We start from the raw sequence: 23,614 nt of genomic DNA, 5'->3' as shown, positions 1-23,614 counted from the left end.
TATTGAACAGTGCATACAAAGGAATAAGAATGAAATATCTATGGATAGCACTTGCTGCAGGCGGATTGATATCAGGCTGTAGCGTAGAAAATAAAACAGAAGTTTCTCAACAAGTAGAAGAGAGTAGCCTTTCAGCCGTTATGCTTAATACTCAAACTCGCGCTCCTGTAGCGAAAAAAGTGCTTCATGAATTGACGGCCCACAGCGTCACCCGCAATGACAATTACTACTGGATGCGAGATGACTCTCGCACTGATAAAGAAATATTGGCGCATTTGGATGAAGAAAACAGCTATGTGGAGACTGTTCTAGCTCCGCTTAAAGGCAATCGCGAGGCGCTATATGAAGAATTGGTATCTAGAATAGAGAAAGACGATTCAACCGTGCCCGTTTTCGATAACGGCTATTGGTATTACACCCGCTATTCGGGCGAAAACGAATACCCTATCTATTTAAGAAAGCCAACCCTTGAGGCTGAACCTTCGGTCTTATTAGATGCAAATATCATGTCTGAAGGGCATGATTATTTTAGCATCGGAAGCTATGCGATAAGCAGCGATAATAAATTGCTCGCATATTCTGAAGATACATTAAGTCGGCGTATTTATACTATTTTCGTTAAAGATCTCGAAAGCGGTGACAAATTAAATGATGTATTGGAAGGTACGTCAGGAAGGGTGGTTTGGGCTAACGATAACACCCACCTTTTTTACGTTAAAAAAGACCCGCAAACCCTGTTAGGGTATCAAGTTTATCGCCATAAACTAGGTACTGCGCAAAGCGACGATACCTTGATTTACGAAGAAAGCGACCCGACGTTTTATACCTACATCAGTAAAAGTAAAGACAGCCGCGTTATTTACATTCATCACAATAACACCGATAAAACCGGTGTAACTTTAGTCGACGCGAATGACCCGACAGCATCGACAGAAGTCTTCTTTCCGTTAAAAGACGGGCAGGAATACAGTGTCGCTAAAGCAGAAGACGGGTACTACGTATTAACGAATATCGACGCAAAGAACTTCAGAATTATGAAAGCGCCGCTCGATGGCTTTAGCGATGTATCAACATGGCAAGAGGTGGTGGCGCACCGTTCCAATGTTTTTCTGCAAAACATAGAGGTGTTTAAAAATCACTTAGTGGTTAAAGAAAAAGAAAACGGCATGCTACGTATGGTGGTACACAACCTTACGTCAGGTGAAGAAAAGGTCATTCCCACACAAGATCCAATTTACGGTGCATATTTTAACGCGAACCCGCAGATGGACACGAATAAGCTGAGGATTTTCTACAGTTCACTAACGACGCCTGGCTCCATTATCGATGTTAATTTAGATACGTTAGAAAGTGAGATAATGAAACAAACCCGAGTTTCTGACACCTTCGACTCATCGGCTTACGCATCAGAGCGAGTAATGATAGAAGCCCGAGATGGCGCAGAAGTACCCGTGTCTTTGGTTTACCGAAAAGATAAATTTAAAAAAGATGGTACTAACCCACTTTATCAGTATGCGTACGGATCTTACGGCGCGACTATCGACCCAACCTTTAGAAGTAGTTGGCTGTCGTTGATAGACAGAGGTTTCGTGGTTGCTATAGCGCATATTCGCGGTGGGCAAATGCTAGGTCGCCAGTGGTATGAAGACGGCAAGATGTTTGAAAAAATGAACACGTTTACTGACTATATTGACGTAACCAAAGGACTGGTGGAACAGCAATATGCCGATAAGACTCGCGTGTTTGCTATGGGGGGAAGCGCCGGTGGCTTGCTTATGGGCGCGGTGGTAAACATGGCACCTGAACTTTACCTTGGGGTAAGTGCACATGTTCCTTTCGTTGATGTGGTAACGACCATGAGCGATGCTTCTATTCCTTTAACCACAGGCGAATATACCGAATGGGGCAACCCAGAGAATAAAGCTGAGTTTGACTATATGCTTTCGTACTCGCCTTACGACCAAGTAGAAGCCAAAGATTATCCACATATGCTGGTAACTACAGGGTTGCACGATTCGCAAGTGCAATATTTCGAGCCAATGAAATGGGTCGCGAAGCTGAGAGAGTACAAAACAGACGATAACCTTTTACTCTTTAAAACAGATATGGAAGCAGGACACGGCGGGGCTTCCGGACGATTTAAACGTTTCGAGTCCACGGCCCTTGAATATGCATTTGTGCTATACCTAGCGGGCGTACCGCTCTAAAAACGGTTCAAATGCGTTAAGCAATATTTAACTAATTGCCCGAGTAAGCAAAATGCTTATTCGGGCTTTTTTATTTTTGTGTGTTTTTAGTATGCGGATTCTAATTGTAAGGCGTAAAGTTTAGTCATGGTGTTGAAAAACACTTTCAATTAGCATTCATAGGAGCTGAACATGACGACTACAGACACAATCAAAGGCAAAATTAACGAAGCCGAAGATATGGCCCGTAAAATTTGGCTAGCAGGCCTTGGCGCATACGGTAAAAGTGTTGAAGAAGCACAGGGTCGTTACGAAAAGTTAAGCGAAGAAGCGAACAAAATGTTCGATGAGCTGGTAACCAAGGGCGAGTCTCTTGAAGAAGACGCGAAAACCAAAGTGAAATCGACCACTAACGATGTTGAAAATCGCGTGGCTGACGTACGCAAAAAGCTAGGCCTTGACTCAGAGCCAGCGGATCAGCGCATTGAAGAACTCTCAGCTAAGATTGACGCTTTGACAGAGGCAGTAGCAAAATTAGCGGCTAACAAGTAATTCCATGTTCCTTATGGGCACCGGTTAGGTGCCCATGACGCACTTAGTCATTTAGCTAGGTTAAGAAAGGCCGTTATTTGCCTAATTGCATATGAGTGACAGTATCGCTTTTGTTCACAAGCGTGGTGCTGGCATGCTTAGTAAATCTCCACGTTGGAGGCGTTATGAGCAACAAAAATACTCCTAATTCAAAGTCAGTGTCTGCGCTAGACAGTAATTCTACTGCGCGCAACGGCATTGCGGCAACGCCCATCAAGTCTTCTCCATTATTCGGTTGGCTATACGCAGGTACTGATTTATTGTCGGCCAAGTTAGATCAAGTCGCAGGAATGGTCAGTCAAAGAATTGATGACACGCACGAAACTATTAATGCGATGCAGACCAAAGGGCTTGAAGTTGAAAGCGAGCTAAGACAAACGCTTAATCCCTTTGCGATTGTGGATTCAGCGCAAAAATTGGTAAGTTCAACACCGCTTTTTTCGATGTTCTCCGGTGGACAGAAGCGCCAGCAAAAAGAGCAGCAGTTAGAAGCATTAAATGCAAAGGTTGACTTGCTTGTAGAGCAAGTTGCCCTTCTTGCAGCAAAAGAAGCGGCAAAACAAGTAAAGGCAAAAGAGACGGTTGCTAAGCCTGCGACAGCGAAAGCAAGCGTAGCGGCGAACACTCCCCGCGCTCGCAAAACATCTGCTGCTACAACGAAAGCGGCGTCAAAACCAGCCTCAACCTCAACGAAGCCAGCTACTTCAAAGTCGACGGCATCAAGTAAAGCAAGTTCGACGACGAGTAAAAGCACAACTACAAAAACGTCAGCGAATAAGACTACGGCTAAAACTACAGCGCCTAAAACGTCGGGTTCTAAGGCTGCCCCTAAAAGCACTAGCGCCTCGTCAACCACCTCAACTGAGAAAAGTAGTACGAGCGCTGCGAACTCGAACAATGTCAAAAAAGACGGTGAATAGCGCGAGCGAAGCCTGACTAAATGTTGGGTACAGGCAGGTAGCTATTAAAGCTACTTGCCTTTTTGTTTGCCCAGCGAAGCTGGCAAACCCGTCAGGTTGAAAGAAACCTGAATCACCCTGACTGAGGGGAAGATAATCCGAATGGCAAGGGCGTTGTTGGCCAACGACAGGGTCCGAAGGAAGCCATAGGAAGTTAGAGGTACACAATGAAAGTGAACCTGATTCGGCAAGGCAGGTGGGTAAGCGTGCAAAATAGCGCGAAGCCCGATACTCAGTCAGACCTGTTTTGTGTTTGAGGGTGGAATTTCTAACAGGGAGCCAGTGCAGTAACTGGGGAAGCCTGGCATTGGATCCAATCAAATGGTTGGACGTATCGTTCAAGGAGTGATCCAAGAATGTTGCGAGTGTGAGGTGGCAGATGAACCCGTAGTAGTGAGTAAGGCTAGGCCGATGAAAGCCAGTAATGGTGTGGAGGGTAAAACCAAGCCGACTATCAGCATTGTGTTTGATAGGATCCATTTTAGCCAAAAGCTTAAATGGATTGCGAAGGGGGGAAGCAGACTTTAAGACTCTGATGAGTTGTGAGTTTTTTTATCATTGATACACAAGCCGCCTGATCAGCGGGACAAGTCGAATCGGTGCGCTAGGAATAGTGATGTCTGGTGAGACAGGCCGTATATGGGAAGTAATTGTAGTCAAATTTGGTAGATTGCCTCAGTGCTAGAACGCCAAACCCTGCAATGAAAGTTACCACAATGTTAGAAAATGAACGATGTCCATAGGGCGCACGATACTAGATTGCAAATTAGCATTGTGTCACTTAGCAAGTGATATGAAGTATGCAGGAGCCGTATACGAGGCCCGTACGTACGGTTCTGTGAGAGGGATGAGGCGCAAGCCTCACCCTACTCGATATTTGTTTTTAACCCATAAATTTTGATGTTTTTTATAGCCAAAAAAGTCGAAAGGTTCCCAGAAGCTTGGCACTAAATCATCTACTGCATCTGGCGTGAAATTATTTGAAAGTTGGCTCATTATTTCGCCGAGCCTGTCTTTACCTATACGCATCAGCTTCTTTCTATTAGCGGGGAAGTACAGGTTTCTGCTTTTCGGGATGACTTCTTGTTCACCACTGGTGACATATTTTTGGTTTCTTGTTACCACTTTACATAGTGGCTCCGCCGGATGTTTAGGGTTTAGGCCAATAACAATGGCACACTCGTATTGGTCTTTTTCTTGGCCCTTTTCGTTTTCTGGTATAAAAGTAACGCCAAAGCCTTGAGGAAAATAGCCCACCAGGTCTATAAAGTCTTGCGCCAATTGTTTGTTCAATGCACCTTTCTTCGCCAACTGCTCAATAAGCAAATAACCTTTAGGCAAACTCATTCGCGAGTAATCGGATTTGGTAGACAGTACAATAGAAACGTAAATCTGAGGGATTTTGACTATTTCGCCTAGTCCCGTTTTCGAAACAAACGCATCTTTAACTATGCTTTGTAGAAAATTATTCGCTTCTTTATGCGTGAGAACAAACCTATCTCTCTCTTCTTTGTTATTTCCTACGTAGCTGGGGAGGCCTAATCCATCAACGATGTATTTGAGCGTAAAATGATAGTTGAGCTTGAGTAGGTCCTTTCGCTGTGATTCTTCAAGTAAGCGGAATTCATCAAGCGTGCCATTTTCACCTTTTAAAATGGTTAATGCGGCAGGGCTTTGTAAGCCGATATCCTGTAATAGCGCGGCAGTGATAAGAGGACGGCCCAGCTCTACTTTCCATTTGTCGTGCCAGTAACGGTTTCCGCGAAAGCGAGAAGAGGCCTCGCGATATTTTGAGAGGTACTTGTGGGCGATAGTATCGTGCTCTAAGAGTCTATCGACTAATCGCAATGTTAAAACGGCTTTGTAGAGAGGTTTGAAGCGCATATGAACACGAGCAAAATTACCCTCAGGACCTCGCGTTAGCAACATAATTGTGCCCAGAAGTTTCGCACTTAGCTGCTGTGTTTCTTGCCAGTTATCACCTTCGCAAAGCTCAATGATTTTAGTGCTTACAGCGCCCAGACGCTCTAACCTTGCTAAACGCTCTTCTTCAAGTTTCTCTGAGCTATTTTTTATTTGTTTGGTAAGCTGTTCAGCTAAGACTTCTCTATTTTTATTCCCCTCAATTTTTTTTAATTGGGCTTTTAAGTCTTCGATATGTTGTTCAAGCGCAGGCGTAAGAGAAAAGTAATGGCGTGCATCCTCGAACACAGAGCCATAGCCAGACTCTTGAGGATATATCATATTGATGAGTTGTTTTACTTGTTGCGTGTAAATACTATCGGGGTTTTGGCTTTGTGCGCTCACCGTAATCCTTTCAAATGATGCTGCGAATTGACATTAAATGGTTATGGTCAACTCGAGACAGTTTAGCGGGCGCACGTCTTATTTTACAACATGGCCTAGCTCTACTGCTTCACGTTTCTTCAGTTGACCTAAATGATACCGTAATTTTTCACTAATTTTGGTATTTCTTTTAATAACATGGAGTTGCGGCCACGACGCTCGTTCTCCGCTAACAATCAATTGTTCAATACTGTCTCGGGTTGGATTAGACAATACTTGCGATAAATTTCTAATTTGACGCTTGGGCAAAATATTGATGTTGCCGACGTACTGCTGATCAATAATAGAACGAACTTTATGAATCGCCAGTTTGGCCTCTTTATTTCCTGTGAGCCGCTCAATAATATCAATGGCAAAGATACTGTTGGTTTTAGCAAGCTGTCCAAGATGGCGAGCTGACATATCCCATAACGAGTTCGGATCGATACGATTAGAAGAAATAAACGGTACGGCAAGGGGGTTGGTCTGACTTACTATGCTGTGATTGACACCGTATAGCCGTGCGAGACGTTCATACGGAAGGTCTGCCATCAGTGAGCCATCGGCAAAACGACGGTTAGGAATATAAGGCACAATGTCGCCGGCCGGGGTTTTAGCACGCAGTTGAACTGGACTATAAATAACAGGGACGGCGCAAGAGGCACGTACCGCCTGCGTTATGATCGCGTTAGGTGAGGTTTTAGCATTTAATAACCGAGAATGCTGGTGTAAATCGGCGGGAGATACGGTTACGGTGATGTGCCGCCCTGTTTTCTTGAACGCTTCTTCAAAGGTAGTAAGGTCAAAGAGTTCTATTAATGCATTCTCAAGCACGGAGCTATCGAATAAGCCTTTTTTCCCCAAACCTGCAAAACTTCGCCAGTGCTTAAATGTTTCATAAATAAATTCAGCGCTCAACGCTTCCAACAACTGGTCGTGATTTCGCGTGCCTAGCATGGCAGCAATAATTGAGCCGGCACTTGAACCTGAGACAACGGTGGGCAAAAGGTTTTTTTCGTTAAGTGACTTTACAACACCAGCATGAAAAAAGCCTAAACCTGCGCCACCAGATAACATCAGGCAGCTACGGCCAAACGCATGGGCAGTTTCTTCAAAGAAAGATAACTTTTCGTAAAAATCTACCTGTTGTTCATCAGCGTGGAAAATTTGCTCTAGCGCAAGGGTAACTTCGTCAATGAACTGCTCAATTAAATACTTGGTGCCCACTTTACAGTGCAAAATGAGTAATGGATTGGCAATATTGCCCAAGTTGCCGTGAAGCCCTTCGTGAAGAATAGACATCAGGGCGTGAATATCGCCTTTTCCCCTGGCTAACTGAAGTCGCTGAACTCTTTTGCGGATAAGCTTATAATCGTAGTCATCACTAGCGTCTTCTGCTTTCCACTCTTGTGCACCAGATAGCGCGTCGTGTGCTAAGCACGCAGCCTCGAACTCATCGTAATTGCTCGCATGCTCAATATCATGTTCAAGCTTTTTTAACCGCACGTCGAATACTGCCATGAAGAGTACCTATTAAGTTTAACTTCGGCCGAGAGACCTTCGAACATTCGCCTTGTCTACATGCCGCGATACCGCTTTAAAAACGGGTAACAATAATATTTAAGTCCTTAGATTCGTGCACAGTATCAATACACGCCGCGAATGCTAATCTTCCAACATTACTGACTAAGTCTATTGGCTAAAGTTAGAAACCACTACCTAATACAAAAAACATTCACACTAACTTCTTACTGGCGAAAGTCACAAACCTTACTACTTAACTTTCTTTTCACAGCTAACGTTTAGACTTTCATTTGCTTGTCTTCAATCAACAATTGGCAGTAATTTCACTTTTTACGTTGACCAATTCATAAGCACTCAGTAGCCTGACAAAGAGAATAATAAATCGGACACTAGTTCGCAGTATGGAATGGAATGTTGAAACACTAAGCCTGCTATCAATTCCTTTAATTAGCGCTATCGTTGGATGGCTTACAAATTATTTGGCGGTAAAGATGATGTTTTACCCCATCGAGTTTGTTGGCATAAAACCTTTCTTTGGCTGGCAGGGGCTTATCCCCGCAAAGCGTCGTCAAATGGCAGAAATTGAGGTTGAGCTGGTTTTAGGTAAATTGCTGAGCGTTGAAGAATTAGCACAGCGCTTGGACGCCGATGAGCTAACGAAAGCGATCGAGCGTCGCTTGAGCCAAGTTATCCGTAAGGTGATCAACGACGTTATGGCAGAGTCGGCTCCCCAGTTATGGGCAGCGTTGCCCGTACAGGGTAAAAACCTGGTTTATCAGCGCATAGAAAACGACATTCCTAATGTTGTTCATAAAATGGTGGACGACTTCCAACACAACGTATCTGAAATTTTAGATATCAAAGAACTTGTCGTAGAGCAGTTAGTTAATGCGCCTGAGCTAGTTAACGAAATCTTTCTCACCGCAGGCAGCAAAGAATTTCCATTTATCGTGCGTTCAGGGCTTTATTTTGGTTTTTTATTTGGCTTACCGACAATGGTGTTCTGGTACCTTTTTCAAGCCTGGTGGATATTACCTTTGGGCGGTTTACTCGTGGGGTATGCCACCAATTGGATCGCGATAAAAATAATCTTCGAGCCCAAACGACCCAGAAAAATTGGCCCAGTCACAATTCAGGGAATGTTTTTAAAGCGCCAAAAAGAGGTGTCAGAAGTTTACTCGGCCATTATCGAGAAAAAGCTGATTACGCCCAAAAATATTACCCATGTTATTTTACATGGCTCGGGGTCGGCGCAGCTTCTAGAGCTTATTGAACTTCACGTGAATGACGCCATTGAACGTTATGTGGCTATAGCGCAGCCTTATTTTGCGCTTGGCGTTGGCTCTGAAAATTATCATCAGATGAAAGCGTTAGCGGTCCGCCAGATATTCGATAACTCAGACAAATATTTGTTGTATGCCTTCGATTATGCCAACAACGCGCTGCAGGTTGGGCACGATTTAAGTGAACGAATGCAGGCGCTGAGCGTTGAAGAGTTCGAAGGCGTATTGCGACCAGCCTATCAACAAGACGAATGGAAACTTATAGTGACCGGAGCGATTTTAGGTATGTTGGCAGGGGGCGCACAGCTATATTTTGTGTTTATGTAGCTAACGAAAACCTCTCAAATGGGCTAACTTATGAAAACTGCGCAAAAAATTTTACTCACCGCGCTTACTTTGTTTAACGAACACGGTGAGAATACCGTGACCAGCGTAGATATTGCGCTTGAGTTAGATATTAGCCCCGGAAATCTTTACTACCACTTTAAAGGGAAAGATAGCCTTGTCAGTGCGTTAATGAAGATGCATGAACAACAAATGCAGAAAGTACTCAACCGCGACAAACTCAATACGCTTCACCCAGAAGAAATCATGGTCTACCTATATCTGCTCATCGATAGTATTCACGTATTTCGCTTTTTCTATCGTAGCCCAGCAGATCTGGCGGAAAAATACCCCGCAATAGTGCGACCTCGTCAGCACATTATCACCCGTTTAAACAAACAGCTGGCATTTCTGTTTGACTCGCTGTCCCAACGGGACATGTTAATTGCGTCAAAAACGGACAGAGCGCTGCTGGTAGATTTGATCTCTTTGATTATTACTCAATCTTGCCAGTTTGATGAGCTAAACAGTCATATGGATAGCACAATGCAGCGCTATCATGCACTCTCGCTTATGATGGTAAGTGTGCTGCCTAGGTTGGCACTGTCAGATGAGCAAAAAAAGCAGTTAGAACAAATCCTTAATTCTCAAGATTTTGTGAGAGGTTCTGCTACTCACTCGCCCCTCGACTTCGCTTAAAGGAATAAAAATGGCAAAAACGCTCAGTTTCTTAGATAAGTCATTTTGGATAACAGAGTCTGACGAGAACCCCAAACACGTTGCGTGCTTGCAGCTTCTCGCATTGCCTGAAGGAGCAAAAAGCACTGAGTATGTCCCCAATTTGTTTCAAGAAATAAGAAGTTTTGCTCGTGCTACATCACCGTTTAACTGTGCGGTAAAAACAGTATTGGGCTATCCAATAGGCTTTGCGCCGGTAAAAAAACTGAACATGGACTATCACGTTCAAATTCACAAAGTAGCTGATGTTACTAACAGAGAAGCCTTGGATGGGTTTGTGGCAAGACTTCATGCTTCGCGTTTAGACCCTGACAAACCGTTGTGGCAGTACCACTTTATTTTTGATGAAAACAGCGACTCTTTTGCCATTTACGCAAGAGTACACCACATGTATGGCGACGGTGCCACGCTAGTGCGTTGGTTTCAATCAGGGTACGTGTCTCATTCCCATGAATCTAAATTCACCCCAGTATGGGCACTTAAGCGGCTAAGAAACAAACGACGGGAACCCGCAAGCTTTTACAAGCGCTTAGTGGGGGTGGGTTATGCGCTAAAAACGGCATTCGATCTCTTAATTATTTTTATCCGCATTTTTATGAAGATACTAAGAGTTAACCCTCACTATATGCCTATACCGTTTACCGGCACTAAAACCGTGCTCACAGGGCAAGTAAAGGCCGGTCGGGCAGTGGCTACAATGGATTTAGATTTTAAGCGCGTAAAAGCGTTAGCCCGGCGCACCCGCTCCACGGCAAATGAGGTATTACTTTGTGCGTTTGACATTGGTGTTCACAAACTGCTTCAAGACCACGGTCAAGTATTTAAAAAAGCGCTCTTTACTAATATGCCCATTAATTTGCGAAAACCGGGTGAGAAAACCACTGGGAACAAAATTGCGATAGTCCCGGTTCAACTTGCCCACGGCGAAACCGACCCTTACCTTCGTTTACGCCAAATTGTGGTGAATCACCGCATTGTGAAACATGCAGCACAGCACGCCCGTCCGGCAGCATTTAGCGGCTATACCATCGTTATTCAATCACTAGCCTTGGTTTTTGAATGGCTCAGGCTATCAAGCGTGGTAAAACCGATAGCAAATATACTCATATCTAGTGTCCCCGGGCCTAAAGATTTTCGCTATTTAAAAGACGCCAAGCTATTAGCGTGTTACCCCATTTCCACCATGACACCGGGTGGCGGTGTCAATATCACGCTGATGACATACGCCGGAACGGCGAATGTTGGCTTGGTGTGCTGCAATAAAAATATTGAATCCTTGCAGCCCCTAGCTCGCTACGTAGAAGAAGCTTTCGATATGCTTGAAGCCAGTGTTGATAACCCTAGGCTGAATATAGAAGATATTGGTGAGCAGGTGGATACGGTACCGGTCTCCATAGTCTCAGACCATTAGTCATCCGCTAAAACAGTACTATTGACGTAGATAAAAGCGTAAAACGCCTTCTTCTACCCGAACGTTTTGGCCGAGTTTAGAAAAGAGAACCTCGCGCCAGTGGTTATCTCGCATGGTATGAGTTAAATCTTTTTGAGTAATTTGCTTTTTTAACGCGCTGTCAATGTGTGGAACGTGATAGTCCAGCACCGCTTGCTTTGAACCTGACAGATAGAGTGTCAAATAATCAGCCGCCATGTCGGATGTGCCTGCGCTAAATAAGGAAAGCGCTGATTTTAGCGGCCCACCAAGCAGACTATTAACACTTTTTGGAAAGAAACGAGTGAGTAAAAATTGGGTGTCTTTAATTAAGGCGTAATCATCGTTCACTAGCGTTACGCTATCGGTGGTAAGTCCGGTAAGGTATAGCGTACTCATGTTTTTGTCGTAAACCGGTGTGGCAGAAAGGGTAAATACGACGTGAGCGCGATAAATAGTGGTAGCGGCTACGTCAATTTTTACCGCTGACAAGCACTGCAGCCCAATTCGATTGCTTTCATTGTCTAGCGTCACCTTGCCTTCAAGGACGGATACGGTGCCGGCCCCGATAGGGATTTCGAAAACAAAGGTATAGGGAAAGCTATCTTTTACAAGGGCGTTAAGCTCAGCTTTAGTAAAATCGTCGTGGGTAAGCTTGCCCAGTTTCACAAGCCATTGTGCTAGGTATACTTTGCATTTGTCTTTAAACGATAAGTTATTGGTCAAGGTGTATTCTTAGCCTAATTTTGCTAGGCAGTGGCTTGTAACTAGACAGTTTAACGTAGTGTAGATACCGATTTTCTACTTAAGTTATCAGGATTGTTAGATTTTTTAAATCTTACCATTTAAATCTTTTCTTGATGAAACAATGTTTGCTAATCTGGTCATACCACAACGTTTTATTAACATTTATTTGGTTTCGGCTTAAGGAGCTGGCGAAATGAGCGAAGTACTCAGCAAATACGATTACATCATTATTGGTGGCGGCTCAGCAGGTGCGGTGCTTGCCACGCGTTTGTCTGAAAACCCTGCGCTGGATATTTTGCTACTGGAGGCTGGCTCGAAAGATACTAACCCACTTATACACATACCGTTTGGCTTATCGATACTTAGTCGCTTTGAAGGTATTGGCTGGGGGTACCACACCGCCCCGCAAAAAGAGTTGTACGACCGAGAGTTATTCTGGCCTCGCGGCAAAACGTTGGGCGGCAGTAGTTCAGTGAATGCCATGTGTTATATTCGAGGGCAAAAAGAAGACTACGACCGCTGGGCAAGTGAAGAGGGCGCTGAAGGTTGGTCTTTCGATGACGTATTACCCTACTTCAAACGTTCAGAAAACTTTGAAGAAGGGGCGGATGAATTTCATGGAACTGGTGGACCGCTAAACGTGAGTAAGCTGCGTCATACTAGCGTTTTGTCTGAAACCTTCAAAAATTCCGCTTCGTTTGCTGGCTATAAACAGCTTACTGACTTTAACCGCGACGACCGCGAAGGGATCGGCTTCTATCACGTCACTCAAGCTAACGGTCAGCGCTGCTCAACCGCGAAAGGGTACTTAACCCAAGCTAAGCATCGCAATAATTTAACCGTGCTTACCAAGGTCGCAGCAGAAAAAGTGCTGCTAAAAGAAGGGCGGGCCATTGGTGTTCAGGTGCGAGAAAAAGGCGCGGTAAGTCGCTATTTTGCTAAAAGCGAAGTCATCCTATGCGGCGGTGCGATTAATTCACCACAACTTCTGATGCTATCGGGTATCGGCCCAAGAAATGAGCTAGAAGATAAAGGCATTTTTGTACACCAAGATTTGCCGGGCGTGGGGCAAAACTTACAAGACCATTTAGATGCGATTGTTCAATATACCTGTAAGGCCAGAGAAGGCTATGCGGTGGCACTTGGCGCGTTACCCTCTTATGTGAAAGCCACTGCCGACTATGCGTTCAAACGAAATGGCATCTTTTCATCGAATATCGCAGAAGCAGGCGGTTTTGTTAGTTCAAGTTTAGCCTCGCAGGGGCCAGATATTCAATTTCACTTTTTACCGGCGATATTGAACGACCATGGTAGGCAACTGGCTTTTGGTTACGGCTATGGGCTGCACGTATGCTGTTTGTACCCAAAAAGTCGCGGTACTATATCGCTTCAAAGTAATCACCCGGCTGATCAAGCGCTTATCGATCCAAACTATTTATCCGCCGCTGAAGATCAACAAGTAATGATTGAAGGCGTGCGTATAGCACGAAAACTACTTTCCGCCCCCGACTTTGATAGGTTCCAAGGAAGCGAACTGTATCCGGGAGAGGAAGCGCAATCCGATGACGAAATTCTAGAGTTTTTAAGAGAGCGAGCCGAGACCATCTATCATCCTATCGGTACCTGCAAAATGGGCAGCGATGACGACGAAATGGCGGTAGTGGATAATCAGTTACGGGTTCGCGGTGTGGCCGGTTTAAGGGTTGTGGATGCCTCGGTAATGCCAAGCTTAATCGGCGGCAACACCAACGCACCTACCGTTATGATTGCAGAGCGCGCTGCGGAATTTATTAAAGCGGCGCACGAGGGCCAGCCCGTTTCTATTGGAAATGCGGAGTCGGCGTAAAGCTAATTAGTTTTTTGCATAAAAAGGTCGGCAGCACAGTCGCACATTTCTTCGATGTGGCTGCTGTCGGCATAAATACCGTCTATCAACAGTCTGGCAATACCATGTAACGTGCCCCACGTAACCTGGGCTAAACGAAGAGCATTTTGATTATTTGGCAGCAAGCCTTTTTCTTGCCAATAGCGTGTCATAGTTACCTGAAACTGAAAACACGGAAACGCCACTTCTTTAAGGTCGCTTGTCGCAGCTTGGTTCTGCCAAATAGTGCGACCAAACATGAGTTCATACATTTCGGGGTTGTCGGCGGCGTAGCCGATGTACTCGTGAACAAACTCACGAAAACGCGCTTGCGGTGTTTTGTCTTCTTGCTCAAATATACGCTTGGCCGTTGAATGCCAGTCGCTAAACCCTTTTGCCGCGATGGCGCTTAACAAGGCGCTTTTATCTTTAAAATGATGATAGGGTGCAGTTCGCGAGACTCCGGCGTCTTCTGCCAGTTTTCGAAGGGATAAACTATCAACACCGTGCTGAGATAACCGCGCCGTGGCGGCTTCTAACAGCGCACTTCGCAAATCGCCGTGATGATAGCTTTGTACTGCATTAGCCATATATCAAATGTGTCCGTTTTCAAATTAAGCCGAATAGATAACGTTTTATCTTGACAGTGTCAACATAGCCTTTTATCTTGACGCTGTCTAGTTTGCAAATTTGTTAACAGGAACAGCCCAAGGAGACAGCGCAAACCATGAAGTACTCTACATTAGAAATAAAACAAGAGGGCCATATTGCCCACGTAGTACTTAACCGCCCAGATGCAATGAACAGCATGATCCCTGAATTTTGGACAGAGCTGCCAGCGGCTATTCGTGAAATAGATGATGAAGCCAATGCCCGCGTTATTGTTATTTCATCTACAGGAAAGCATTTCTCTGCCGGTATGGATTTATCGGTGTTTCTGAACATGAAAGAAGATTTTAAGGGCGACCCATCGCGCAGAGCAGAACGCATGCGCCGTATGGTTATGCTGCTACAAGATAGCTTTACCGCCATTGAACAGGCACGTATGCCGGTTATTGGGGCGGTTCAAGGTGGCGCTATCGGTGGTGCGGTAGATTTGCTTAGTGCGTGCGACATGCGTTATTGCACTCAAGATGCGTTTTTCACCATAAAAGAAACCCAGTTAGGCATGACGGCGGACGTAGGCACCCTTCAGCGACTGCCTAAGCTTATTCCTATTGGTGTTGTGAAAGAGCTGGCTTACACCGGGCGTAACTTTGGTGCCGCAGAAGCGCAGCAACTCGGTTTTGTAAATAAAGTTTTTGACGACCAGGCTTCAATGCTAGAAGCCGTAATGAAAATAGCTCAGCAGATTGCGATGAATTCGCCACTAGCGGTTTCAGGCACCAAGACGATGATTAATTACGCAGTCGAACATACGGTAGCTGAAAGCTTAACGTACATGGCCACATGGCAAGCGGGAATGTTCCAAATGGAAGATGTGTTTAAAGCTATGGAAGCACAGAAAACAAAAACGTTGCCGGAGTACCCGCCATTGCATCCCGCTATCAAAAAAATGAATTCATAGGTTTAGGTTTGAAAGCGCGCTAACTGCGCAACGGTGGTAGCCGATGGTCGCCTTTTTACTATAAGGGAAGGTGAACGCTGGTGCGCAACTCAAACCTACACACGTATTGTATGTAATTAGTGAAATCATAACGCGCCTTCAGAGAAAGAGCGCATTAGATAAAAATATTTAAACAGGCTTTTTAACGGCTTTTACCAAGCCAAAACGACTTTCAGGAATGTATCATGAATCAGACCGTTACCGATCATCCCGTTTACCCTCATTTATTTCGCCCGTTAGATTTAGGTTTTACTACTCTTAAAAACCGCGTTCTGATGGGCTCTATGCACACGGGGTTAGAAGAGTTACCCGACGGCCACAAACGTATGGCGGCCTTTTATAGCGAACGTGCCAGAGGCGGCGTAGGTCTCATCGTCACCGGTGGTATTGGGCCAAATGAAGAAGGCGCTACGCATCCGTCAACGTTTCGTTTAGACACCGACGAAGCGGTTAAAAACCATAAAGAAGTGACAGATGCAGTGCACATTGCTGGTGGCAAAATTTGTATGCAAATTCTGCATACGGGTCGCTATGCGTATAGCCCTAAGCTTGTGGCACCTTCTGCAGTACAAGCGCCTATTAACCCGTTTAAGCCTAAAGCACTTGAGGCTGAAGAGATTGAAAAGCAGGTTGAAGATTTCATTACTGCAGCGACCCAAGCTCAGCGCGCGGGATACGATGGCGTTGAAATCATGGGGTCTGAGGGCTATTTCCTTAATCAGTTTATTGCAAAACGCACAAATCACCGTGAGGATGAGTGGGGCGGCGAATATGAAAACCGCATCCGCTTGCCTATTGAAGTCGTGCGCCGCGTGCGCGAGGCCGTAGGTAAGCACTTCATCATTATCTACCGCTTGTCGATGCTTGACCTTGTTGAAGGTGGTTCTACTTACGAAGAAGTAGTACAGCTTGGTAAAGAAATAGAAAAAGCAGGTGCAACTATCATTAATACCGGTATTGGTTGGCACGAAGCGCGTATTCCAACCATTGCCACCAAAGTACCTCGTGCGGCATTTACGTGGGTTACCGCTAAATTTCGCGAAGCGCTTTCAATTCCGGTTATTACGTCAAACCGTATTAACACGCCTGAAGTGGCTGAAGAAGTGCTGTCTCGTGGTGATGCAGATATGGTGTCTATGGCCCGTCCGTTCTTGGCTGACCCTGACTTTGTGCGCAAAGCGCAGCAAAATAAAGCCGATGAAATCAACACGTGTATTGGCTGTAACCAAGCCTGCCTTGACCACGTATTTAACGGTAAAATGACTAGCTGTTTGGTAAACCCCCGCGCCTGTCACGAGCTGGAAATTAACGTAAAGCCTGCTGAGACGAAAAAGCGTGTTGCGGTAGTGGGCGCAGGCCCAGCAGGATTAGCCGCGGCAGTGACGTCTGCCGAGCGCGGTCACGACGTTGTGATTTACGATGCGTCTAGCGAAATTGGTGGCCAATTTAATATTGCAAAACAAATTCCGGGCAAAGAAGAGTTTTACGAGACGCTGCGCTATTTCAAGCGCCAGATTGAGCTTCATAAAAACATTACGCTTAAACTGAATACTTATGTTGATGCGGCTGCGCTAAACGATGAAGGGTTTGACGAAGTGATGATTGCCACGGGTATTAAACCACGCACGCCAGCGATTGAAGGTATTGAGCATGAGAAAGTACTGACCTACATTGAAGTGTTAAAAGAAAAGAAACCTGTTGGCAATAAAGTCGCCATTATCGGTGCTGGCGGGATTGGTTTTGATACGGCTGAATACCTGTCTCATGGTAAGGAAACGCCAAGCCAAGACATTCCTGCGTTTATGAAAGAGTGGGGTATTGATATGACCTTCTCGGCCCGCGCAGGTATTGAAGGGGTTAAGCCGCAGCCAGAACCCTCGCCAAGAGAAATTTTCCTCCTTCAGCGCAAGACCACAAAAGTTGGCGCGGGTTTAGGCAAAACAACGGGATGGGCGCACCGCGTAGGCTTGCTAGCCAAAGGCGTGACCATGATCCCGGGCGTAAGCTATGACAAAATTGATGATGAAGGGCTACACATTACGGTAGAGGGCAATAGCCAAGTATTGCCGGTAGACAACATCATCATCTGCGCAGGACAAGAGCCGATGCGTGATATCGTTGAAGGCTTAAACATGCCATATCACCTGATTGGCGGTGCCGACGAAGCGTTAGAGCTTGATGCAAAACGGGCCATCGACCAAGGCACGCGCGTGTGTGCAGCGGTTTAATTTATAAGCTACAAAACGTTAGCAGTGTAAAACGCTAGCATAGTAGAAAGCGCTTCAGTATGAAGCGCTTTTTTGTTTGCCCAGCGAAGCTGGCAAACCCGTCAGGTTGAAAGAAACCTGAATCACCCTGACTGAGGGGAAGATAATCCGAATGGCAAGGGCGTTGTTGGCCAACGACAGGGTCCGAAGGAAGCCATAGGAAGTTAGAGGTACACAATGAAAGTGAACCTGATTCGGCAAGGCAGGTGGGTAAGCGTGCAAAATAGCGCGAAGCCCGATACTCAGTCAGACCTGTTTTGTGTTTGAGGGTGGAATTTCTAACAGGGAGCCAGTGCAGTAACTGGGGAAGCCTGGCATTGGATCCAATCAAATGGTTGGACGTATCGTTCAAGGAGTGATCCAAGAATGTTGCGAGTGTGAGGTGGCAGATGAACCCGTAGTAGTGAGTAAGGCTAGGCCGATGAAAGCCAGTAATGGTGTGGAGGGTAAAACCAAGCCGACTATCAGCATTGTGTTTGATAGGATCCATTTTAGCCAAAAGCTTAAATGGATTGCGAAGGGGGGAAGCAGACTTTAAGACTCTGATGAGTTGTGAGTTTTTTTATCATTGATACACAAGCCGCCTGATCAGCGGGACAAGTCGAATCGGTGCGCTAGGAATAGTGATGTCTGGTGAGACAGGCCGTATATGGGAAGTAATTGTAGTCAAATTTGGTAGATTGCCTCAGTGCTAGAACGCCAAACCCTGCAATGAAAGTTACCACAATGTTAGAAAATGAACGATGTCCATAGGGCGCACGATACTAGATNGCAAATTAGCATTGTGTCACTTAGCAAGTGATATGAAGTATGCAGGAGCCGTATACGAGGCCCGTACGTACGGTTCTGTGAGAGGGATGAGGCGCAAGCCTCACCCTACTCGATATGTAAATATTGAAGGTGAGGCTGTTGCTATCTGTTGCAGTGATATAGATCTGTTATTATCTTTCTCTTTTTCTATTGGGATAACCATGACATTCAGCAACACCAATGACCTTGTTCAAGCAGTGAGCAATTCTCCTGAAGCTATCGAGTTTAACGACGTTATCGCGCTCGTTGATAGCGCCTTTGCCTTCACGCCAACCGCTTTCACCAATGGCGATGTGTCAAACGATGCAAATCAGAACAACGGCTCATGCAAACTACTCGCACTCGGTCAGTATTTAAACCTTAGTCAAGCACAAACACTGGCCTTGTTCGGGCGATTTTATCGTGAAGACGTACTCAATAACCCCGAAGGTGACGATCACGCCAATATCCGCAATTTTATGGAAACAGGCCATGAAGGTGTGGTATTTGAGGTGTTTCCGTTAGTTGAAGTTAGCAAATAAACGACTTTTCAGTGTGGTTTAAATAGGTGTACTTTGATGAAAGTACACCGTTTGGTTAAACTTAATTTCTCTCACTTAAAATCAATTCATTCGTCTTTGGCAGTATGGCGAAGTCGAACTCACCCAACACATTCATGCCCAACAGGCCATCGGTATCGGGAAGGGCGTCTTCAGGTAAAACAATGGCGGAAACATCATTGAACTCGTATCCCGCAAAGTAAAAGCGCGGTATTTGAACAAGTGAAGCTTCTATCGTTCCCGACGCGGTTCTCACGTTGAAGTTACCAATAAACGTGAGGTTACGCATACGCCCTAATCGAGCAAATAGCCGTGAGGATATTGCGGTGGTACTGGCACCGGTATCTAAAATCATCGTGGCTTTTTGGTTAAGGGCCTTTGCCTCAAGGCGGTATTGATCGCCAATGCGTTCCAAGGTCACGCGGGTTTGATATCGAGCAGTTCCCGGGCTTGTGGGTTCAATTTCGCTATCGTTCGGCGTGGTGTCTGCGCTAGCCATATCACGTATTTCATAGGCTTTATCGCGAATGATATTGGCGTCTCTGTCGTTTAATGGCAGAGCGGCGAGTACATCCTCCATTAGCGTAAGTTTTTGCTGGTAGGCGTACGCTTCGGCCAAATTAAGGGTGTAATGTTTAGCATCGGGTATTCGCTGGTATAAGGGCTCGTTTAGTCGGGCGACTAATTCCCATTGTTCGTCTTGACTGAGTTGAGTTTGCGCCTGCTGATAAAGGGTGGCTATTTTTGTATCGATAAGCGATAGCGTTTCGTTTGAAAGAGGAAGTTCAGCCACGTCGTAATAATGCACGAGCGCCGTGGGGAGGGGCTTTGTTAACTCAATCAGCTCACCTTCTAGCAACAGCAGCGATTCGTTGAACGGGTCATTTTTTAAAAAGTTCGATAGCTCAGTAGCGAGCAACGCGTACTGTCCGTTGTTGAGCAGGGTAGTCAGTGAATCTACATCGTATTGGTTAAGTTGTGCTGAAGTTGAGCGCCGATCTTCACCTTCACTTGATAGCGTATTAGCGCCGTTAGCATTCAACAATGAGGTGGGAGAACGTCTTTTATTGAAGGGCTCTGCCTTGCCCTTTAGGTGTGCTTCGCTGTCTAACGCTGATTCGTCTTCTAAAAGGTGTTCATAGCTAGCCTCTATCCCATAAGCTGTACCGTTATGCTGCTTTAAGCTAAGCCATAGGTAAACGTTTATGCCTAACGACACACACAGAAATAATGTAAGCAGAACAGCCAGCCATTTTTTCATTATTTTATACACGCCTTTCCGTAAACATCTATAAATTGCTTCGGCATACGCTTTGGCGCGCCAGTATCAAGACTTACGCATACGAAGGTTGTCACGGCATCAAAAACCGTTTTGTTTCGCTTGGGGCAGATAAACTGGAACTGGCGTTTCAAGGTCAGTTTGTTATCACAATGCACAATCCAAGTGGCGCATTCTAAGATGTCGCCAAGATGAGTAGGCAGGTGATAATTGAGTTCGTGACGTTTAATCACCATGCCTCGGTTTAGCGCCTGGTAATCTGCAAAGTGTAAGCCCAGCGAATTTGAATGTGCCCAAGCCAGATTTTCTACTTGAGACAGGTACGCTACATTATTCACATGCTGATAGTGGTCAATGTGCGTCTTATCTATGTGCCATTGCTGAACGTAGGGATTCTCTAACACCCAGTTTAGGTTAGTGTGGCTCAAATTTTTTCCTTGTTGCTTAAAATTTTCAGTAGAAAGCGGTATAAGTCAGCGATTAGACTAACTCTGTTACACGTTAGGTAACGGGTTATCTTCAGGCAGCGCTACGTTTTCATCTAATAGCGCCTGCATTAATGCTTTTTCTCGTACCAGCACGGGTTGAATAAAGCTTTGCACGTCGCCCAGCGCTTTAAACGCATTGAAGCCCCGTTCTAAAAATTCATGAAGCGCAAGCAAGCCCGCAAGTTTAGCGGGGCGGCGAGACAGTGAAATCAACATACCGATACCACGAACTTTTATCACATCGGAAAGTTGATCGCCCAAATGTGAAATGATATCGATTTGATGCTTACGGTCGTCCATTCGGCCAACGGCTCGGTAAGCCAATGCGTAATTATCCCGATTAATAGGCTCATCGGGAAAATGTGTTTGAAGGTACTGGGCCATTTCCATGTCTAAATCAAAAGACAGGGCATTTAGCGCTAACGCGTCATCCATCGCATTCATGGCTTTGTCTGGCAACACTTTGGCTAACTTGGGAATGACCCGAACCAAGTCGGCATCTCGCTGGCTGAAATCTTTGGGTCCGTATAGCTCTTCAACGAAGAACCCCATGGCTTTTTGATAGCGACTTTGCGTCGCTAAGTCGTCGTGGGATACTAACAGGCGCTCACATTGCCAGTGTTGCAGTTGATGAATAACTGACATCACCCCTAACTGATTGGCTAAATCGCGAAGGGCATTTACCCTGTGAATATGTTTTGCTATATCTTGCGCCAAGTGAAGCACTCCGTAGTACGTCGTTTTTTATTCATGTCCGTTGTAAACCTAGATTGACCCATGCAAGCGCTGCTTTCAAGTGAGATGACAAAGTTTTACTGATATACTCTTGCGCCACCAACTCAGCTTGCTTGTTAATATTTTTTTGGACGTAATGAACACCCAACGTAGTCAAATTTCTCCTGAAGACATTGCTATCAAAGATATCACCATTGAAGAAAAAGGCGGCGCACAAATCGCAAGCGCTGAAATAGACAATGATGTTCCCACGTTAATCTCATTATTTAATAGCACCTTTGAAGATTACAACACCCGATTGGTGTTAGGTGACGATGAGCCCATTTATATCCCGGCAGGCGACGATACGGGTTACCACCAGATAGTTTTTGCACACGGCTTCTTCTCGAGTGCGTTACACGAAATCGCGCATTGGTGTATTGCCGGTGAGAAGCGCCGACAGCTCGAGGACTACGGCTATTGGTATTGCCCCGATGGGCGAGACGAGGCCCAACAAGCAGACTTTGAAAAAGTGGAAATTAAGCCGCAAGCCATTGAGTGGGCTTTTACAGAAGCCGCCGGCAGAAAGTTTCAGGTAAGTACCGATAATTTGAATGGGGCAGAGCCTGATAGAGAAGGCTTTACGCGAAACGTAGCGGCTCAGCGTGCTCATTATAACGAACACGGCTTTCCCCCACGAGCAAAGCGCTTCATAGAGGCTTTATCGGCAACATTTAACGGTGATAGGCAAGCTAAAGCAACAGGAGCAGATGCGGCATGAATGAAACTGGTAGTAGTAGCCCAGCCTTGTTTAAACTTGGGGTTGTGGTAAACCCGTTTGCCGGTATAGGCGGCGCGCTCGCGTTAAAAGGCAGCGATGGTGCTGAAATTCGTGAAAAAGCGCTGGCTATGGGAGCCGAGAAAAAAGCCAATGAAAAAATGGCGAAAGCGCTCAGTATTCTTGAAGCGCTGTCAGGTCAATTTACCGTATTCACAGCGTCCGGTGACATGGGTGAGACGGTGTGTGAATCCTTGGGTGTTTCTTACAAGGTAATCTACGCCTCTGACGCTGAACAAACCGAAGGTGAAGATTCAGAGCGCGCGGCAAAAGCCATGGTAGATGCTCAAGTCGACTTACTGCTATTTGCCGGAGGCGACGGTACCGCGCGCAATATTTGCAGTGTGGTTGGCACTCAAATACCGGTTTTAGGTGTACCAGCGGGCTGTAAAATTCACTCAGGCGTTTACTGTGTATCGCCAGCGGCAGCGGGGCAGGTAGTAAGCCAAATGATCGCCGGTGAACTAGTAAGCGAAATGGACGCTGAAGTCCGAGATATTGACGAAAACGCGTTTCGCGAAGGGAAAGTTATTGCCAAACACTATGGTGAAATGCGCGTGCCGGCCGAGTTAACTTACGTACAAGCGGTAAAAATGGGCGGCAAAGAAGATGAAGCACTGGTGCTTGATGATATTGCTGCCTATGTAAGCGAGATTATGGATGATGAACCCGATACGTACTTTGTCATGGGGTCAGGCTCCACGGTAGGCGCTGTCATGGAGTTTCTTGGCTTAGACAACACCTTGCTAGGTGTGGATGTGGTTAAGCAAGGAGAGTTAATAGCAAGTGACGTTACCGCTGATGAACTTGTTTCATTGACTCAAAACAAACCGACCAAAGTCATTTTAACTGTGATTGGTGGTCAGGGTCATATTTTAGGGCGTGGAAATCAACAGTTAAGCCCGGCTTTTATTCGCCAAATTGGCAAACAAAACATGCTTGTTGTGGCTACAAAGCAAAAGCTACAGGCATTAAACGGCAAACCGCTTCGCTTAGATTCAAGCGACGCCGCGCTTGACGCTGAATTGGCAGGTGCGTTTACGGTTATTACCGGCTACAAAGACAAAGTACTTTGCCAGGCTGTTTAAACGATTGGCGTTTGG

General features: G+C 45.6%; 21 protein-coding genes. 14 read left to right on the top strand and 7 right to left on the bottom strand.

Annotated features, from left to right (window positions below; all coding sequences use genetic code 11):
• The first annotated feature begins 29 nt into the window (after window positions 1–29).
• From MADE_RS12290 to MADE_RS12275, 4 genes are all read left to right on the top strand, one after another.
• On the top strand, window positions 30–2,207 hold the full coding sequence (locus tag MADE_RS12290; RefSeq protein ID WP_023559763.1) for a S9 family peptidase: 2,178 nt from the start codon (window positions 30–32) through the stop codon (window positions 2,205–2,207).
• A 171-nt stretch (window positions 2,208–2,378) separates the two neighbouring features.
• Entirely contained in the window at window positions 2,379–2,738 is a 360-nt protein-coding gene (locus MADE_RS12285) for a phasin-related domain-containing protein (protein WP_012518884.1), read from the top strand.
• 164 nt (window positions 2,739–2,902) lie between these two features.
• Window positions 2,903–3,697 (top strand): hypothetical protein, encoded by a 795-nt coding sequence (locus tag MADE_RS12280; RefSeq protein ID WP_023559762.1) that lies wholly within the window; start codon window positions 2,903–2,905, stop codon window positions 3,695–3,697.
• A gap of 360 nt (window positions 3,698–4,057) precedes the next feature.
• Window positions 4,058–4,264 (top strand): hypothetical protein, encoded by a 207-nt coding sequence (locus tag MADE_RS12275; RefSeq protein WP_012517740.1) that lies wholly within the window; start codon window positions 4,058–4,060, stop codon window positions 4,262–4,264.
• Window positions 4,265–4,597: 333 nt separating this feature from the next.
• On the opposite strand, the gene MADE_RS12270 is transcribed toward MADE_RS12275, so the two are convergent.
• Together MADE_RS12270 and MADE_RS12265 are read right to left on the bottom strand one after the other, a co-directional pair.
• The gene (locus tag MADE_RS12270) at window positions 4,598–6,043 is read right to left on the bottom strand and encodes a hypothetical protein (RefSeq protein ID WP_012518883.1); all 1,446 of its coding nucleotides are present in this window, start codon (window positions 6,041–6,043) and stop codon (window positions 4,598–4,600) included.
• Window positions 6,044–6,121: 78 nt separating this feature from the next.
• On the bottom strand, window positions 6,122–7,582 hold the full coding sequence (locus tag MADE_RS12265) for a DUF3336 domain-containing protein (RefSeq protein ID WP_012518882.1): 1,461 nt from the start codon (window positions 7,580–7,582) through the stop codon (window positions 6,122–6,124).
• A gap of 404 nt (window positions 7,583–7,986) precedes the next feature.
• Here MADE_RS12265 and MADE_RS12260 point away from each other — a divergent pair, with 404 nt between their 5' ends.
• From MADE_RS12260 to MADE_RS12250, 3 genes are read left to right on the top strand one after another with little or no spacing between them, the layout of a single operon-like run.
• Window positions 7,987–9,195: a DUF445 domain-containing protein gene (locus MADE_RS12260; protein WP_012518881.1), complete on the top strand. Its 1,209-nt coding sequence runs from the start codon at window positions 7,987–7,989 to the stop codon at window positions 9,193–9,195.
• Window positions 9,196–9,225: 30 nt separating this feature from the next.
• Window positions 9,226–9,891, top strand: a complete 666-nt coding sequence (locus MADE_RS12255; protein ID WP_012518880.1) for a TetR/AcrR family transcriptional regulator — start codon at window positions 9,226–9,228, stop codon at window positions 9,889–9,891.
• 10 nt (window positions 9,892–9,901) lie between these two features.
• Window positions 9,902–11,341, top strand: a complete 1,440-nt coding sequence (locus tag MADE_RS12250) for a wax ester/triacylglycerol synthase domain-containing protein (protein WP_012518879.1) — start codon at window positions 9,902–9,904, stop codon at window positions 11,339–11,341.
• A gap of 18 nt (window positions 11,342–11,359) precedes the next feature.
• Here MADE_RS12250 and MADE_RS12245 read toward each other — a convergent pair whose 3' ends face one another.
• Window positions 11,360–12,085 carry a DUF1439 domain-containing protein gene (locus MADE_RS12245; protein ID WP_012518878.1) on the bottom strand — a complete coding sequence of 242 codons (726 nt, stop codon included), beginning with the start codon at window positions 12,083–12,085 and terminating at the stop codon, window positions 11,360–11,362.
• Between the two features lie 214 nt (window positions 12,086–12,299).
• On the opposite strand from MADE_RS12245, the gene MADE_RS12240 reads away from it, so the two are divergent.
• Window positions 12,300–13,952 (top strand): GMC family oxidoreductase, encoded by a 1,653-nt coding sequence (locus MADE_RS12240; RefSeq protein WP_012518877.1) that lies wholly within the window; start codon window positions 12,300–12,302, stop codon window positions 13,950–13,952.
• A 2-nt stretch (window positions 13,953–13,954) separates the two neighbouring features.
• Here MADE_RS12240 and MADE_RS12235 read toward each other — a convergent pair whose 3' ends face one another.
• The gene (locus MADE_RS12235) at window positions 13,955–14,560 is read right to left on the bottom strand and encodes a TetR/AcrR family transcriptional regulator (protein WP_012518876.1); all 606 of its coding nucleotides are present in this window, start codon (window positions 14,558–14,560) and stop codon (window positions 13,955–13,957) included.
• 137 nt (window positions 14,561–14,697) lie between these two features.
• Between MADE_RS12235 and MADE_RS12230 the strand changes: the two genes are divergently transcribed.
• The 4 genes from MADE_RS12230 to MADE_RS12215 all read left to right on the top strand — a co-directional run bounded on the left by MADE_RS12230 (window position 14,698) and on the right by MADE_RS12215 (window position 19,174).
• Window positions 14,698–15,537 (top strand): crotonase/enoyl-CoA hydratase family protein, encoded by an 840-nt coding sequence (locus MADE_RS12230; RefSeq protein WP_012518875.1) that lies wholly within the window; start codon window positions 14,698–14,700, stop codon window positions 15,535–15,537.
• A 224-nt stretch (window positions 15,538–15,761) separates the two neighbouring features.
• Window positions 15,762–17,804, top strand: a complete 2,043-nt coding sequence (locus MADE_RS12225) for an NADPH-dependent 2,4-dienoyl-CoA reductase (protein WP_012518874.1) — start codon at window positions 15,762–15,764, stop codon at window positions 17,802–17,804.
• Window positions 17,805–18,174: 370 nt separating this feature from the next.
• On the top strand, window positions 18,175–18,381 hold the full coding sequence (locus MADE_RS12220) for a hypothetical protein (protein WP_012517740.1): 207 nt from the start codon (window positions 18,175–18,177) through the stop codon (window positions 18,379–18,381).
• A gap of 433 nt (window positions 18,382–18,814) precedes the next feature.
• Window positions 18,815–19,174 (top strand): HopJ type III effector protein, encoded by a 360-nt coding sequence (locus MADE_RS12215; RefSeq protein ID WP_012518873.1) that lies wholly within the window; start codon window positions 18,815–18,817, stop codon window positions 19,172–19,174.
• A 61-nt stretch (window positions 19,175–19,235) separates the two neighbouring features.
• Here the strand turns inward: MADE_RS12215 and MADE_RS12210 are convergent, their stop codons facing one another.
• The 3 genes from MADE_RS12210 to MADE_RS12200 all read right to left on the bottom strand — a co-directional run bounded on the left by MADE_RS12210 (window position 19,236) and on the right by MADE_RS12200 (window position 21,676).
• Window positions 19,236–20,453, bottom strand: coding sequence for a retropepsin-like aspartic protease family protein (locus MADE_RS12210; RefSeq protein WP_012518872.1), 1,218 nt, complete (start codon window positions 20,451–20,453; stop codon window positions 19,236–19,238).
• Window positions 20,453–20,899 carry an acyl-CoA thioesterase gene (locus tag MADE_RS12205; RefSeq protein WP_023559760.1) on the bottom strand — a complete coding sequence of 149 codons (447 nt, stop codon included), beginning with the start codon at window positions 20,897–20,899 and terminating at the stop codon, window positions 20,453–20,455. The genes MADE_RS12210 and MADE_RS12205 overlap by 1 nt, the downstream gene beginning before the upstream one ends.
• A 66-nt stretch (window positions 20,900–20,965) precedes the next feature.
• Window positions 20,966–21,676 carry a DUF8198 family protein gene (locus MADE_RS12200; protein WP_015067548.1) on the bottom strand — a complete coding sequence of 237 codons (711 nt, stop codon included), beginning with the start codon at window positions 21,674–21,676 and terminating at the stop codon, window positions 20,966–20,968.
• A gap of 154 nt (window positions 21,677–21,830) precedes the next feature.
• On the opposite strand from MADE_RS12200, the gene MADE_RS12195 reads away from it, so the two are divergent.
• Entirely contained in the window at window positions 21,831–22,454 is a 624-nt protein-coding gene (locus tag MADE_RS12195) for an elongation factor P hydroxylase (protein ID WP_012518868.1), read from the top strand.
• Entirely contained in the window at window positions 22,451–23,599 is a 1,149-nt protein-coding gene (locus MADE_RS12190; RefSeq protein ID WP_012518867.1) for an ATP-NAD kinase family protein, read from the top strand. The genes MADE_RS12195 and MADE_RS12190 overlap by 4 nt, the downstream gene beginning before the upstream one ends.
• Window positions 23,600–23,614 lie beyond the last annotated feature (15 nt).

This window comes from Alteromonas mediterranea DE (genome assembly GCF_000020585.3).
Classification (GTDB): domain Bacteria; phylum Pseudomonadota; class Gammaproteobacteria; order Enterobacterales; family Alteromonadaceae; genus Alteromonas; species Alteromonas mediterranea.
This window is presented reverse-complemented; position numbering and strand designations above follow the sequence as displayed.